This is a genomic window from Marinobacterium aestuarii (genome assembly GCF_001651805.1).
GTDB classification, from domain to species: domain Bacteria; phylum Pseudomonadota; class Gammaproteobacteria; order Pseudomonadales; family Balneatricaceae; genus Marinobacterium_A; species Marinobacterium_A aestuarii.
Map to the genome: position 1 here is coordinate 3,635,035 of NZ_CP015839.1, position 14,177 is coordinate 3,649,211.

Genomic DNA, 14,177 nt, shown 5'->3' on the forward strand with positions numbered 1-14,177 from the left:
ACTCTTCTCCTGCACTAAAAAATGAACAATTAGTTGAGCCAGCCGCCATCGATAACGTGGGATTGGCCGGTGGTATAGGCCGAGGCATCAGAGGCCAGATAAAGGGCCAGCTCGGCGATTTCCTGCGGCCGACCCAGGCGTCCCATGGGCTGACGCGCCAGGAAGTCCGCACGGGCTTTTTCGTAATCACCGGTGGCCTGCATGCGGCCTTCCAGCGACGGCGACTCAACGGTGCCCGGGCAGATTGCATTGCAGCGAATACCCTGCTGGACGAAGTCAGCGGCAACCGACTTGGTCAGCCCCACCACCGCCGCCTTGGTCGCACCGTAGGCACAGCGCGTCGGCACACCCTTTAGGCTGCCTGCGACCGATGCCATATTGATTATGGAGCCGCCGCCCTGCTCCAGCATGGTCGGCAGAAAGGTACGAATCATGCGGAACATCGCCGTGACATTGAGCTGAAAGGAGAAATCCCAGTCCTTGTCTGACACTTCCAGAATGTTGCCGCTGTGGACAAAACCGGCACAGTTAAACAGCACATCCAGCGCACCGATATCCCGGGCCAATGCCGCGACGGCATCGGCATCCGTTACGTCCAGCACCCGTGTTTCGACACCCGCCACACCCTGCAGCGCTTCAAGTGCCTGGGCATTGATATCGGTCGCAATAACCCGGGCGCCCTCGGCGGCAAAAAGCTCCACGGTGGCCTTGCCAATGCCCTGGGCCGCGGCCGTTACCAGTGCGGTCTTTCCCGCCAGTCGTTTGGTCAACATCTTTCTCGTTCCCCCTAGTAATATTTCGCCGCCGCTTAGCGGATAGCCTGCAGGCGATCAAACTGGTCCTGCGTCCAGGTCGCAACCTCGCCGTTCAGCAGCGGCAGCGTTACCGCCCTGAAGGCCGCACGGTCCACCTCCAGCACCTCGACACCCTCGCCGCGGAACCACTCCACCAGCTCGGCTTCGGATTTCGCGATATCGGCGCTCACCCGGTCGGCCGATTCCTGCGCCACGCTTCGAAACAGCTCGCGGTCTTCCTCCGACAAGCGGTTCCAGAAAATGCCGCCGGCCACCAGCAGGTTCGACCCGGTTACATGGCCCGTCAGGTCGATATACTGCTGCACTTCGTAGAACTTCTTCGCCTTGATGGTCGGCAACGGGTTCTCCTGGGCATCCACCACACCCTGCTGCAGTGCCAGGTAGACCTCGGCAAAGGCTATCGGGCTGGTATGGGCACCGGCGGCTTCCGGAAAGAGGCGGTACATGGGTGCATTGGGCACGCGGATTTTCAGACCTTCCATATCCCCAGGCGTAGTGATCGGCTTGTTGGAGGTGACATGGCGCAGACCGTAGTAGGCATCCCCCAGAATGACGTTGCCCCCCGACGCCTGGCGATAGCCTTCGGCAAACTCGGCGAACAGGTCACTGCGGGTGTATTTCTGCCAGTGATCGAAGTCGCGAAACACATAGGGCGCATCCGACAGGGCCAGGGGCCCATAGGTCTGGGCGGCAAAGCTCTGACCGGTGTAGATGATGTCGATAGTCCCCAGGGTCAGGCCCTGGTTCAGGTCGACTTCCTTGCCCAGCGTCGAGGCCGGAAACACCTCAACTTCGAAGCGGCCGTTGGAGCGCTTGTTAATCTCCTGCGCCGCCCACTCGGACCACTGATGGTAAGGCTCAGAAGGCTCATACACATGCGCCCAGCGTACCTTCTCACCGGCGCCGACCAGCCCCGAAACCGCTGTTGCCGCCATCAGTGCCGCAGTTAACAGACCTTTGGTAATTTTCATAAAGACTCCACTGATCATTGTTTATTGCTGTTGTTAATCAGTACCCGATCCATCTCGGGATACCTCACCGAACAGGAGTTGACATCGAGAGTAGCATCAAAAAAGATAAAATTAAACCGGTTTAAATTCTTTTTAAACGGTCACAACCCAATCTTTTATACCCCCCAACAGGCTCAGGCGCCGCCGCCAGGCCTGAACCCTCTCATTGACAGACTTGTCAGGCGCCAACCGATACGGCAAGCAGCTGGAAGGCCTGTAACTTGTCCCAGTCGAATGTAACGCCGGTCCCCGGAACATCAGGCGCGATGGCACGACAGTTGTCGACAATCAGCGGACGCGTGGTGTACTCATCAATGGGGAAGCTGTGCACCTCAAGCCAGCCGGCATTTTTCTGCGCCGACAGCAGGCTGACATGCAGTTCCTGCATGCCGTGGGTACAGACCTCAAGGCCGTATTTTCTGGACAGCTCCGCTACCTTTAGCCAGCCGGTGATGCCGCCGCAGTTGGACGCATCGGGCTGAATATATGAGAGGCCCGCCTGCTCAAAGGCGTAGCCGAATTCATGCACCGTATGCAGGTTCTCACCCATGGCCAGCGGCATCCCCGTGGCCCTGGCGATGCGCGCATAGCCCTGGTAATCATCCGGAATGGTTGGCTCTTCGAACCAGCAGATATCGTATTGCTTGAATCCATTGGCCGCCTCTATGGCCTGGTCTACCGTCATCGAGTAATTGGCATCGACCATGAAGGTCGTATCGTCACCAATCAACGCCCGTACCGCCCTTACCCTTTCAATATCCTCAGCCAGAGTTGGCTGACCCACCTTGATCTTGACGCCATTGAAACCACGATCCAGATAGCCCTGAATATTCCCCAACAGTTTTTCCTGCGAGAAATTCAGATCAATACCGCCACAATAGGCCCGGGTCGAATTAGAGGCCCCACCGGCCATTTCCCACAATGCCTTGCCGGCGCTCTTGCAACGGATATCCCAGAGGGCGATATCGATAGCCGATACCGCGAAAGCCGCGATGCCGCCCCGACCGACATAATGCAGATGCCATTCCATAAAATCGTAAATCGCATCAATATCACTGCCATCACGACCTGCAAGGACTGGTGCCAGATCATGGCAAATCATGGCATGAATGGAACGCCCGCCCTTGCCGCCTGTATAGGTGTAGCCTGTGCCCTCACGGCCATCCGCAAGCGTCACTGTGACAGTTACCAGCTCGAAATGGGTATGGTCACCGTGCTTCGCATCCGACAAGACTTCCGCTAAAGGCACGGCATAGAGACGCGCATCGATGCGGGCAATACTCGATGGTTTCATCGAAGGACTCTCCTGGAAAACTCAGATTTTATGTATCTTGCAGTTGGGATTTTTAACCTGAAACAAGCCACTAAACCGGTTTAAATTCTATGGTTAAAAACACCCGTATTCGTGCTGTCGCCAACCCCGCTATCAACGATACAAAAGCGTGGGGAGCCACATGGATATCTGCGGGATGAAGGTCACCAGCATAAGCACGACAAAGAGCGGAATAATAAAGGGCGCGGTCGAAGCCGCACAGGTTTCAAATGGCACATTGGATACCCGGGAGAGCACATAGAGCACCAGCCCAACCGGCGGCGTCAGCAGTCCGATCATCAGGTTCAATACCATGACCACACCGAAATGCACCGGATCAATGCCCAGGCTCGTGACGATTGGCAGCAGTACCGGTACCAGAATGGTAATGGCCGCGATGGTCTCCATAAAACAGCCGACCACAAACAGCAGCAGGGTAATCATAAGCAGAATCATGGCCGGGCTATCGGTAAAGCCGAGAATCCAGGCAGCAAAGTCTTCGGTTATACGGTTACTGGTCAGGATCCAGGAGAATATAGCAGCACCGGCGATAATCATCAGAATAATGCCTGTCGTCTCGATGGTTTCCATCGACACCTTGACCAGCTTGCGCCATGTCAGGGTACGGTACACGAAGGTCCCCAGTATCAGTGCATAACCAACGGCGGCTATGGCCGCTTCAGTCGCGGTAAAGATACCGAACAAAATACCGCCCACAATGATCGCTGGGGTCATCAGCGACAGAAAGGCGCGGCTGAAAGTGGAACCTATATTGGCGATCGAAAAACGCGCATCGCGGGGATAGTTACGCTTCTTGGCATACCAGGCCACCATCAGCATGAGCGCGACGGCCATCAACAAACCCGGCACAAAGCCCGCCGCAAACAGCTGCCCTATGGATGCCGAGGCCATAACCCCGTAGATAACCATGGGCAGGCTCGGAGGAATAATAGGCCCAATGGTCGATGAGGCCGCCGTGACTCCCACTGAAAAACCCGCGTCGTAGCCCGCATTGCGCATTGCCTTGATCTCGATCGCGCCCAGACCACCGGCATCGGCGACAGCGGCACCGGACATGCCGGCAAAAATAACCGAAGCACCGATATTTACATGGCCCAAGCCACCTCGCATCCAGCCGACCAGCGCCTTGGCGAAATCAAAAATGCGATTGGTAATACCGGCCGAGTTCATCAGGCTGCCGGCCAGAATAAAAAACGGTATCGACAGCAGTGGAAAACTGTCTATCCCCCCCACCATGCGATGCAGGACAACAAAGTCCGGTATACGCCCATCAACCAAAATGGCGACCAGGGATGAACCGGCAAGCGCGATCATCACCGGAGTACCAATGACCAGCAACACAGCCAGCATGCCAAATAAAACTGCAAGAACCATTTGAATATCCTCTATCTAAATCCGGCTATAACAGGATCAGTGACTGGACAGGGCGCGGGCGCTCAAAACTGTCGCTCGAATCCTTAGCCAAAATTGCTGCACGCTGCGCAACGACATCACCACAAGACTGAACAGGATGACGTCGTACATATAACTCACCGGCACAGGTATCGACGTCATGGTCTGGCGCCCCATCATCGGCAATATCTTGTAGGCCGACCAGGCCAGCGCAACGAAAAACAGAATACGGATTACATCGACCACCAGAAACACTGCGTTCGATACTCGGGCGGGTAAATAACGGTGAAACAGCTCAATATAAATATGGCTGTTCCTGCGCACGCCCATGATGGCACCCAGAAAACCGACACACACCAGCAGGTAGCGCGCCACTTCCTCGGACCAGGCCAGCGGGGAGTCCATCACATAGCGGCTAAAAAACTGCCCAAAAACGACGATGGCCAACACCCAGAAAGCAACGAATACGACAACATCCTCGACACCGTAGTCACGCCAGTTCAGCGGAGTATCGTCATCTTCGATAACAAAGGCATGCTCACCTGCCCCCTGCGTGCCTCCGGATTCGGTTAAATCGGCTTCAATCTTCATGACTCTGGACACCTCGTTACTGTCGAGCGCCTTGGCACTATCATAATCGCCCATTTCTGCAATTCTCCGTAATCAACTGCCCAGCGTTAGCGGATAGCCTGCAGGCGATCAAACTGATCCTGCGTCCAGGTCGCGACCTCGCCATTCAGCAGCGGCAGCGTTACCGCCCTGAAGGCCGCACGATCCACCTCCAAAACCTCGACACCCTCGCCGCGGAACCACTCCACCAGCTCGGCTTCGGATTTCGCGATATCGGCGCTCACCCGATCCGCCGACTCCTGCGCCACGCTGCGAAACAGCTCGCGGTCTTCCTCCGACAAGCGGTTCCAGAAAATGCCGCCGGCCACCAGCAGGTTCGACCCGGTAACATGACCTGTCAGATCGATATACTTCTGCACTTCGTAGAACTTTTTCGCCTTGATGGTCGGCAACGGATTTTCCTGGGCATCGACCACACCCTGCTGCAGTGCCAGGTAGACCTCGGCGAAGGCTATCGGGCTGGTATGGGCGCCGGCGGCTTCCGGAAAGAGACGGTACATGGGTGCATTGGGCACGCGAATTTTCAGACCTTCCATATCTGCAGGCTTAGTGATCGGTTTGTTGGAGGTGACATGGCGCAGGCCGTAGTAGGCATCCCCCAGAATGACGTTGCCCCCCGACGCCTGGCGATAGCCTTCGGCAAACTCGGCGAACAGGTCACTGCGGGTGTATTTCTGCCAGTGATCAAAGTCGCGAAACACATAAGGTGCATCCGACAGGGCCAGGGGCCCATAGGTCTGGGCGGCAAAGCTCTGACCGGTGTAGATGATGTCGATAGTCCCCAGGGTCAGACCCTGGTTCAGGTCGACTTCCTTGCCCAGCGTCGAGGCCGGAAACACCTCAACCTCGAAGCGGCCGTTGGAGCGCTTGTTAATCTCCTGTGCCGCCCACTCGGACCACTGATGGTAAGGCTCCGAAGGCTCATACACATGCGCCCAGCGCACTTTCTCGCCGGCGCCGACCAGCCCCGAAACCGCTGTAGCGGCTAGCAGCACCGCAGTGAACAGACCCTTGCGCATTTTCATAACTCACTCCCGACTCTTGTAATTGTATGTTTATTTCATGCTACAACAGCTGACACAAAACCAGGTCACAGCCAATGCTCACCCGTGAGGCACTGCTTTAGTGTTGTAAAACATAATTTAAACCGGTTTAAACACACAATAACCCAACCATGGCAAGTAATCAAACAATTTAAACCGGTTTAATTCTATTGTTGAAATACAGTCCTCTAGCACTATTCACACCCCACCCATCCAGGGGACGGCACCGATCTAGTCCGCTCATCAGCCTGCAAAAGGGCCGCCACAGGAGCGCCTGACAACGAGTTCAGGCTCAAACAGCTGATATTCCGCCGGGTGGTCAGGGTCAGTCAACCGGCGTAACAGCATCTCAGCCGCCGCCTGACCTATCGCCGTTTTTTGCACTCGAACGGTCGTCAGTTGAATATAGGAACGGGCCCCTTCTTCAATGTCATCGCAACCGACCACGGCAATATCCCGCCCCGGTGTCACACCCGCTTCCAGCAGACCGGACATGGCCCCCAGAGCAACCTGATCGGAATAGCCCACTATAGCGCTAGGTGGCTGCTCGAGCGCCAGCAGCGACCTGGCCGCATCAGCACCCGCCCCTGGATTGTTGTCACAATCGACAACCAGCTCCGGCGCCACACTGAGCCCGGCATCGGCCATCGCGGCAAAGAAACCATCCCGACGCTGCTGGGCTGCCAGAGCCAGCTGATTGCCGCCCAGGATTGCGATGCGCCTATGCCCAAGCCCGATGAGATGGGCGGTCACGAGCCGCAAGGCAGCCACTTCATTGTTACCCACAAAATCCAGCCCCGAGCCCACAACATTTCGGGTAAAGAGCACCGTCGGCAATTTGCGCTTTATCAGTGGCTGCAACGATTCAACACTGGTACCCGCTGCCGGACACAGGATCAGGCCATCGGCATTGTGCTCAATCAGTGCACCGACAAACTTGGCCTGGCGCTCAATGGACTCACCCGTGTTGCACAGAAAGGACATGCGTCCACCGGTGCTCAATACCGACTCAATGGCCGCGCAGATGGCGGTAAAATATGGGTTGGTAATATCATGCACCGCCAGACCAACGGTTCTGGACTCCCCCGTTGTCAAACTGGCTGCCCGACGATTGTAAACGTATCCCAGCTCTTCAATTTTCTGCAGCACCCGCTCGCGGGTCTTCGCCGCCACCAGCGGGCTATTGTTGATCGCCAGCGAAACCGTCGCCTTCGACATGCCAAGCTCCGCTGCGATCTCCCGTAAGGTAAGTTTGGCGTTTTCTGACTTGGTTTTTGACTTCATTGTACGAGGGCTCCTGCTCCCTGACGTCCCGTTTGAATGCACATTCGCTACGTGCTGCCGCCCAAAACCGCTTCGAACAGCGGCTTATCCCAATCCCGCGGGTCGATAAACACAGCCCAGAATAATACCCCAAAGCCTCAGCCCGGGTTATAACTGCTGCCTGTGACAACACCCTCCACAGCTGGGTGTGCCTTCTTGGCATTCTTACACAGTCGCTTGCGCACAAGTGCGAGCGTGCATCCTGCACACTCAACGGACCTAATACAACGACAAAAGCGTGCACTAAGGCACGCTTTTGGTTTCCAGACGCACATATCAAGCTCTAATTGCGGCTATCAAGCCGCGGCCTGCTCCTCGCCAGCGGCTCCACTTTCTGATCCACTTTCTGATCCACTGACTGGCTCGCGTATCAGGTAATCGAAGGCGCCGAGCGCTGCGGTAGCGCCGCTGCCCATGGAAATAACGATCTGCTTGAACGGCACAGTAGTGACATCACCGGCGGCAAAGACGCCGCGCACTGAGGTTCACCCCGACTGCCGATTTCGATCTCGCCACTGGGGCTCAGCGCGATATCGCCCTTGAGCCACTCGGTATTGGGCACCAGTCCAATCTGCACAAAGATGCCCACCAGTACCAGAGAGGTCAACTCATGCCACTCAGCCACGCCCTGCCAGCAGATCCGGGTATTTGCGCAGGGCCGCCCGCAGCTGATGGTAGCTGAGCCCCAGGGCCTTGGCGGCACCACGCTGGTTGTACTGCGCCGCCACCAGGGCTTCGCGGATAAGGCGCTGCTCGATCAGCGCCATTCGAGCCCTCAGGCCGATGGCCTCATCGGTGCTCTCTGGCACTGTGCCTGATGGGGCCTCTGATGGAGTATCTGCCCGGGCCTCTACTGCCACCTGCGGCCGCCAGAGCGTGGTAAAGGGGTCCAGCACTATATGCCGCACCGGCTCAGCCGGGTTGCCACTGCGATAAATACTGCGCTCCACCACGTTTTTGAGTTCGCGCACGTTGCCCGGCCAGTCGTACTGCAGCAATTGCGCCTGCGCATCCGCATCAAAGCCCGCGAACCAGTCATACCCCAGCTCGCGGCACATGCGCCTGGCAAAGTGTTCCGCGAGCTCCGCTATATCGTCTTTTCGAAAACGCAGCGGCGGCAGGTTCACCACATCAAACGCCAGCCGGTCGAGCAGATCGGCACGAAACCGGCCCGCCGCCACCGCCTGTAGCAGGTCTTCATTGGTGGCCGCCACCACCCGCACATCCACCTGCAAGGGCCTGCTGCCCCCCAGGCGTTCAAAGCGACCGTACTCGATAATGCGCAGCAGTTTCTCCTGCACTCGTACCGAAGCGGTCGACAGCTCATCGAGAAACAGGGTGCCCCCTTCCGCCCGCTCGAACAGGCCGGCGCGGGCACGGGTCGCGCCGGTAAAGGCACCGGCCTCGTGGCCAAAGAGCTCGGATTCCAGCAGTGATTCGCTCATGGCGGCGCAGTTCACCTGCAGGTAGGGCTGCTGCCAGCGCCCGGACAGGTAGTGCAGCCGCGCGGCGATCAGCTCCTTGCCGGTGCCGCGCTCACCAATCACCAGTACGGGCCTGTTCAGTGGTGCAAGACCGGACACCTGATTCAATACACGATGGAATAACTCGGAACTGCCGATTAACGCCGGCACTGACTCAGCCATATACACCAAGACTACTGGTTAATTTAGCTATAACTTAGCCAAATTAACCAAAATCACAAGCCGTATTTACCCCACCCTTGCTACCTTGAGATATAAAAACCTTTATTTTCAGCCGCATAGCCTGTTCTGGCACAGCTATCGCAGTAACCTGTTCGAAACCAACCATCGGGAGCCACAGATCATGGGTATCTTTTCACGCTTTGGTGACATCGTTAACGCCAACATTACCGCCCTGCTCGATCGCGCCGAAGACCCGGCCAAGATGATCCGCATGATGATCCAGGAAATGGAAGACACCCTGGTGGAAGTGCGTACCACCTCCGCCCGGGTGATTGCCGATCGAAAATCCCTGCAGCGCCGCCTGGAGCGCCTTGCAGACGAAGCCACCGAGTGGGAACGCAAGGCCCGCCTGGCCATCAACAAAGGCCGGGAAGATCTGGCCCGGGCCGCACTGGGTGAGCAACAGGCCATTGAGGAGACCCTGAAGCAGGCACAGCAGGAACTGGCGACAATAGAGGAGCAGCTGACAGTGCTGCACGAGGAAATTGGCCAGCTGCAGCAAAAGCTCGACGATGCCAAGGCCAAGCAGAAGTCTCTGCAGGTACGCGAACAAACCAGCCGTTCGCGTCTGGATATGCGCCGTGCCAGCAACCGCGACAAGCTGGAAGATGCCTTTCGCAAATTCGAGGCCTATGAGAGACGCATGGATAACATGGAAGCCGAAATTGAGTCCCAGGATCTGGGCCGCAACCCCGGCCTTAACGAGCAGTTCGAGGACCTGGAACGCAATGATCAGGTCGAGGATGCCCTGGCCGCGCTTAAGGCCCGCATGAAATCCACCGAGCGGAGCCATGACTGATGTCCACCATGGTGTTTTTCTTCGTGCCGACGGTGATTTTCCTCGCCGTCGTGGTGCCGATGTGGCTCATGTTGCATTACTGGACCCGCGCCCGTCTCAACAAGGGCCTGTCGGGCGATGAGCACCAGCAACTGGAAGAAACCCTCGCCCTGGCCGAACGTCTGGAGCAACGGGTGCAGACGCTGGAAACCATTCTGGACAGCGAACACGCCGGCTGGCGTACCAGCCGGGACGACGACCGGCCGCGCCCCCATTGAGCCAATCTGGAAAGTACAAGGAGCCCCGCATGAATCACCCAAGCAAGCGCAATGGCTATAACCGCAACCTCTACCGCAGCGCCGACAAGGGCTGGCTCGGCGGCGTCTGCGCGGGCCTGGCCGAAAGCTATGGTCAGCCCGTCTGGCTGGCGCGCATTATTTTCATCACCCTGTTCCTGTTCAGCGGCAGCCTGGCCGTGCTGCTCTATCTGGCGGGTATTTTCCTGCTGGATCGCCGCCAGGGCCCCGCCGTGAAGGAAAGCGCCCGCAAGCCGGCGTTCGACTACGGCAGACCCATGAGTACACGTCTGCGTCAGCTGAATGAGCGCATGCAGGCGGTAGATCGCAGATTGCAGTCGATGGAGCGCTACGTCACCTCAAGTCGCTACCGTTTCAACAAGGAATTCAAGGACCTCTAAAGAACAACACCTTCGGGTATCATGGAGCTATTCCCAGCCCGAAGGAGCCGCCGGCATGGACCAGACACCGCAACCGTCCGACCCAAGCCTCAACACCACCGCCGCCGCCGGCGATGCCGTCACGGTGGTGATCTCAAGACGCATCAAGCCCGGCAAGGAAAAAGCGTTCGAACAGCTCAACAGCGCCCTCAGCCGGGAAGCCGTGCACTTTAGCGGTTTTCTGGGATCGACCCTGTTTCGCCCGGCCAGCAGCGCCGACCCCGAGTACCGTATCGTGTTCAAGTTCAGCAGCCGGGAAGATCTGCAGCGCTGGCAGCACTCGCCGCAGCGTACCCAGCACCTGGATGCGATCGAAGACTGCCTCGATGCGCCCGACAGTACCGAGGTACTGTCGGGACTGGTGGCCTGGTTTTCCCTGCCGGGCCAGAACCCGGTCAAACCGCCCCCCAAATACAAGATGGCCGTGGTGGCCTGGTTGGCAATATTCCCCCTGATCACCCTGGTCAGCTGGCTGTTCGGCAGCACACTTGGCCATATTCCGCTGCTGCCGCGCACCCTGCTGATGACCATCCCGATCACTCTGCTGATGACCTACGTACTGATGCCGGCCCTGACCAAACTGCTGGCCTTCTGGCTCTTCCCCAAACGCGACAGGGATGAACGCTAACAGCCTGGTGGGCCTAGCTGGCCCTAGCGAGGGAAAGACCGATTTGAGTTACTTTATCCGCAAGCAAAGAAAGTAACGCGCCAGCATCCCACCAATATGGCAGAGCGGCTCTTACTTCCCCTTATGAAGCCGGCGAGCACTGAGGTCATTATGCGATCAGGCCTGAAAGGTTGATACAGGGACTGTATCAACGCCGATTAGCACATGGATGTGCGTTAGCGGCGCCCGCAGAATGGCTTCAGAGCGTAGCGCAAAGGCTTCATCGGGGCGTGCTTTCTTTGCATACTTTCTTTGCACGAGCAAAGAAAGTATGTCGCCCACAGGCGAAATACAGACTGTCAAACACCCTCAAAGTGCCCGCCAGCACTGCAGATCCAAGTTCCAAGATATTGATCTGGCAACAGTTTTCCGGACACATTTTCAAGCGGCTGCTCGTAGCGCTGATTCATAGTCCACAGGACTCATGTAATCATTGCTGGAGTGCAGTCGCACCCGGTTATAAAACACCTCGATGTACTCGAAGATGGCCTGCTTCGCGTCTTCCCGTGTCTTGAAGTCCTCGTGATAGATCAGCTCGGTCTTCAGGGTGTGAAAGAAGCTCTCTGCTGGGGCATTATCCCAACAATTTCCCTTGCGACTCATACTGCACCGGAAGTCATGTTTCTTCAGCAAGCGCTGAAAACTATCAGAGGCATACTGGCTACCTCGGTCACTATGGACCAATAGTTTGGCACTTGGCCGCCGTTTCCAGATCGCCATCTTCAGGGCGTCATTCACCAACGATGCCGGCATCCGCTTACCCATCGACCAACCCACAACAGCGCGCGAGCAAAGGTCAATAAAGACGGCCAGATAGAGCCATCCTTCCCGTGTCGGTAGTAGAGTAAGAGGCAAGGCGTAGTCAAACTATTTCCCTGCCTCTCCTCTCCGAACCGGACGTGCACCTTTCAGCGCATCCGGCTCTCCGTTCAACTGCTGGCGAGCGCCATAGCCACTTCAGTAAAACGCGAGGTATACGTGCTCTTGGGCGCTGTCCTCAGATAGGGGTTACCCTCTGGAAGACGCCACAGGAACCGTTTCTTGCCCTGTCCAACAAGTCGGTGCAGGACGGCACCACAGAGGTTGCCATGATTCGTTTTACCGTACAGTACCCAGGTCTTGCTTTGACCGGGTGCCGGGCGCTTGAACCAGTGGCGCATCAGTGGCTTGATTCGAGAACGGTACTTGCGGCCCAGCCAGTGGGCCAGTTTCCAGAACACGACACCATCAATGTGACCGAATATTTTGGCCTTAAAATCAACGAACTTATAGAACGTCGACCAGCCTTTCAGTTTACGATTGATAGCTTCAACCATGTCGATTTTACTTTCACTATAATTGCCTGACAGCATGGCCGTCAGCGATGCCGCGAAGTTCTTAGCCTTCTCTCGAGGGACCGTCGAGACCACCCGCATATCACCGTAACGGCTGCGTTTACGGATGATTCGATGTCCCAGAAAGACAAAGCCGTCATTCACATGGGTAATCTTGGTTTTGTCCATGTTCAGTGTCAGCTTCAGCCTCCCTTCGAGCACGCTCCGGCACTCCTCCCGGATCGCTTCAGCTTGTGCTTTAGTCCCTTTGACAATGAGTACAAAGTCATCGGCATAACGACAGTAAGCAACAGCGGGTTTCCAGTGCCAATTCTCCCGGATGGCCGTACTTCGACCGATCTGGATACTGCGGTTCCAGTACAATCGGTCATTGCGGGCTTTCTTGCTCAGGTAGCGTCCATGCAGATACTGGTCAAACTCATGTAGCATGATATTCGACAACAGCGGCGATATAACGCCCCCTTGGGGTACCCCTTCGCTGGCAGCCCGAAAGAGTCCGGCATCAATGTGCCCAGCTTTGATAAAACGCCATAGCAGCACTAAGAACCGATTATCTTTGATTCTGCGCCGTACAGCCTTCATCAGGAGGCGATGATGCACGGTATCGAAGTAACTGGACAGGTCACCCTCTATGACCCAGCGCCCCCTTGTCGCGGTACTGTCTGTGAGCTGTAATTTCACAGTACGGATGGCATGGTGGACACTGCGTTCAGGTCGGAAACCATACGAGAGCGTATGAAAATCACTCTCCCAGATGGGTTCCATCGCCATGAGCATCGCTCGTTGAACGATGCGGTCTCTGAGGGTTGGGATGCCCAGTGGCCGTTGCGTACCATTGGCCTTGGGAATGTAAACCCGGCGGGCCGGTAGCGGTTGGTAGGCACCCGAGAGGAGCTCCCCCCGAAGTGTCTCCAGGATTTCTGGCAGCGTGGCAAGTAGCGTCGCTTTGCCCACCCCATCAACGCCAGGCGTATGTGCGCCTTTGGAAGACAGGGTAATACGGGCGGCTTCAGCCAACCAGCCAGGCTGTGCTATCAGGCGCAACAAACGGTCAACTCGTCGAGTGGGGTCCGCTGTCGTCCATGTGGCCAGCTTGCATTGCATTTCGCTGATTATCAAAGGTCTTCACCCTGTTAGGTCAGGTAGTTTGCTTGGCAAACACATTCAAACTGCTCCCCTTCGCCATGTAATGAGCTTTCCCCATCGCGGACTACTACGGAAGCTCCGTCAGTCAATGCGGCATCGGCGTCATGCCACCTTGGCATCCGACATTGACCTTCCCCGGTTCATCTATCTGGACTCAAACATGTTGAGGAGGCTGCCCATCGCACTCTTTATCCTTGCGTGCTGCAAGTTGACAGAAAGCAGCAGTCCCGTCTGTGATGGATTCTGCTGTCCCGGAACCCGTCA

The 14,177-nt window shown here is 56.9% G+C and carries 13 protein-coding genes and 2 pseudogenes; 4 read left to right on the top strand and 11 right to left on the bottom strand.

The window, feature by feature from the left end:
• Positions 1–29: 29 nt before the first annotated feature.
• From A8C75_RS15915 to pspF, 9 genes and pseudogenes are all read right to left on the bottom strand, one after another.
• A complete protein-coding gene (locus A8C75_RS15915) occupies positions 30–773 on the bottom strand; it encodes an SDR family oxidoreductase (RefSeq protein WP_067384613.1) in 744 nt (247 codons plus the stop codon).
• A 35-nt stretch (positions 774–808) separates the two neighbouring features.
• Positions 809–1,786 (bottom strand): sialic acid TRAP transporter substrate-binding protein SiaP, encoded by a 978-nt coding sequence (locus A8C75_RS15920; protein ID WP_067387387.1) that lies wholly within the window; start codon positions 1,784–1,786, stop codon positions 809–811.
• Positions 1,787–2,003: 217 nt separating this feature from the next.
• Positions 2,004–3,119, bottom strand: a complete 1,116-nt coding sequence (locus A8C75_RS15925; RefSeq protein ID WP_067384616.1) for a mandelate racemase/muconate lactonizing enzyme family protein — start codon at positions 3,117–3,119, stop codon at positions 2,004–2,006.
• Between the two features lie 132 nt (positions 3,120–3,251).
• Entirely contained in the window at positions 3,252–4,532 is a 1,281-nt protein-coding gene (locus A8C75_RS15930; protein ID WP_067384618.1) for a TRAP transporter large permease, read from the bottom strand.
• 36 nt (positions 4,533–4,568) lie between these two features.
• Positions 4,569–5,195, bottom strand: coding sequence for a TRAP transporter small permease (locus tag A8C75_RS23425; RefSeq protein WP_120785204.1), 627 nt, complete (start codon positions 5,193–5,195; stop codon positions 4,569–4,571).
• 32 nt (positions 5,196–5,227) lie between these two features.
• The gene (locus A8C75_RS15940) at positions 5,228–6,205 is read right to left on the bottom strand and encodes a sialic acid TRAP transporter substrate-binding protein SiaP (protein WP_067384621.1); all 978 of its coding nucleotides are present in this window, start codon (positions 6,203–6,205) and stop codon (positions 5,228–5,230) included.
• 261 nt (positions 6,206–6,466) lie between these two features.
• Positions 6,467–7,507, bottom strand: a complete 1,041-nt coding sequence (locus A8C75_RS15945; RefSeq protein ID WP_067384624.1) for a LacI family DNA-binding transcriptional regulator — start codon at positions 7,505–7,507, stop codon at positions 6,467–6,469.
• Between the two features lie 335 nt (positions 7,508–7,842).
• Positions 7,843–8,138: pseudogene (locus tag A8C75_RS15950) on the bottom strand (FAD-dependent oxidoreductase); the annotation flags it as partial.
• 25 nt (positions 8,139–8,163) lie between these two features.
• On the bottom strand, positions 8,164–9,192 hold the full coding sequence (gene pspF / locus A8C75_RS15955) for a phage shock protein operon transcriptional activator (RefSeq protein WP_067384630.1): 1,029 nt from the start codon (positions 9,190–9,192) through the stop codon (positions 8,164–8,166).
• Positions 9,193–9,373: 181 nt separating this feature from the next.
• Between pspF and pspA the strand changes: the two genes are divergently transcribed.
• Genes pspA through A8C75_RS15975 form a run of 4 tightly spaced genes read left to right on the top strand, consistent with a single transcriptional unit; the run spans position 9,374 to position 11,394 of the window.
• The gene (gene pspA, locus A8C75_RS15960) at positions 9,374–10,051 is read left to right on the top strand and encodes a phage shock protein PspA (protein ID WP_067387391.1); all 678 of its coding nucleotides are present in this window, start codon (positions 9,374–9,376) and stop codon (positions 10,049–10,051) included.
• A complete protein-coding gene (gene pspB / locus A8C75_RS15965) occupies positions 10,051–10,308 on the top strand; it encodes an envelope stress response membrane protein PspB (protein ID WP_067384633.1) in 258 nt (85 codons plus the stop codon). Before pspA ends, pspB begins: the two co-directional genes overlap by 1 nt.
• A 29-nt stretch (positions 10,309–10,337) precedes the next feature.
• Positions 10,338–10,727, top strand: a complete 390-nt coding sequence (pspC, locus tag A8C75_RS15970; protein ID WP_067384635.1) for an envelope stress response membrane protein PspC — start codon at positions 10,338–10,340, stop codon at positions 10,725–10,727.
• 55 nt (positions 10,728–10,782) lie between these two features.
• Positions 10,783–11,394, top strand: a complete 612-nt coding sequence (locus A8C75_RS15975) for an antibiotic biosynthesis monooxygenase (RefSeq protein WP_067384637.1) — start codon at positions 10,783–10,785, stop codon at positions 11,392–11,394.
• Between the two features lie 420 nt (positions 11,395–11,814).
• On the opposite strand, the pseudogene A8C75_RS15980 reads toward A8C75_RS15975, so the two are convergent.
• Both A8C75_RS15980 and ltrA read right to left on the bottom strand, forming a co-directional pair.
• Positions 11,815–12,282: pseudogene (locus A8C75_RS15980) on the bottom strand (IS3 family transposase); the annotation flags it as partial.
• An 80-nt stretch (positions 12,283–12,362) separates the two neighbouring features.
• Positions 12,363–13,886, bottom strand: coding sequence for a group II intron reverse transcriptase/maturase (gene ltrA / locus A8C75_RS15985; protein WP_067379935.1), 1,524 nt, complete (start codon positions 13,884–13,886; stop codon positions 12,363–12,365).
• Positions 13,887–14,177: the final 291 nt, after the last annotated feature.

Excerpts from the sequence above, each read along its gene's own strand:
- A8C75_RS23425 (WP_120785204.1), bottom strand. The coding sequence starts at position 5,195 with ATGGGCGATTATGATAGTGCCAAGGCGCTCGACAGTAACGAGGTGTCC.
- pspC (WP_067384635.1), top strand. The coding sequence starts at position 10,338 with ATGAATCACCCAAGCAAGCGCAATGGCTATAACCGCAACCTCTACCGC.
- A8C75_RS15925 (WP_067384616.1), bottom strand. The coding sequence starts at position 3,119 with ATGAAACCATCGAGTATTGCCCGCATCGATGCGCGTCTCTATGCCGTG.
- A8C75_RS15945 (WP_067384624.1), bottom strand. The coding sequence starts at position 7,507 with ATGAAGTCAAAAACCAAGTCAGAAAACGCCAAACTTACCTTACGGGAG.
- pspF (WP_067384630.1), bottom strand. The coding sequence starts at position 9,192 with ATGGCTGAGTCAGTGCCGGCGTTAATCGGCAGTTCCGAGTTATTCCAT.
- A8C75_RS15975 (WP_067384637.1), top strand. The coding sequence starts at position 10,783 with ATGGACCAGACACCGCAACCGTCCGACCCAAGCCTCAACACCACCGCC.
- pspA (WP_067387391.1), top strand. The coding sequence starts at position 9,374 with ATGGGTATCTTTTCACGCTTTGGTGACATCGTTAACGCCAACATTACC.
- A8C75_RS15915 (WP_067384613.1), bottom strand. The coding sequence starts at position 773 with ATGTTGACCAAACGACTGGCGGGAAAGACCGCACTGGTAACGGCCGCG.
- A8C75_RS15940 (WP_067384621.1), bottom strand. The coding sequence starts at position 6,205 with ATGAAAATGCGCAAGGGTCTGTTCACTGCGGTGCTGCTAGCCGCTACA.
- A8C75_RS15920 (WP_067387387.1), bottom strand. The coding sequence starts at position 1,786 with ATGAAAATTACCAAAGGTCTGTTAACTGCGGCACTGATGGCGGCAACA.
- A8C75_RS15930 (WP_067384618.1), bottom strand. The coding sequence starts at position 4,532 with ATGGTTCTTGCAGTTTTATTTGGCATGCTGGCTGTGTTGCTGGTCATT.
- pspB (WP_067384633.1), top strand. The coding sequence starts at position 10,051 with ATGTCCACCATGGTGTTTTTCTTCGTGCCGACGGTGATTTTCCTCGCC.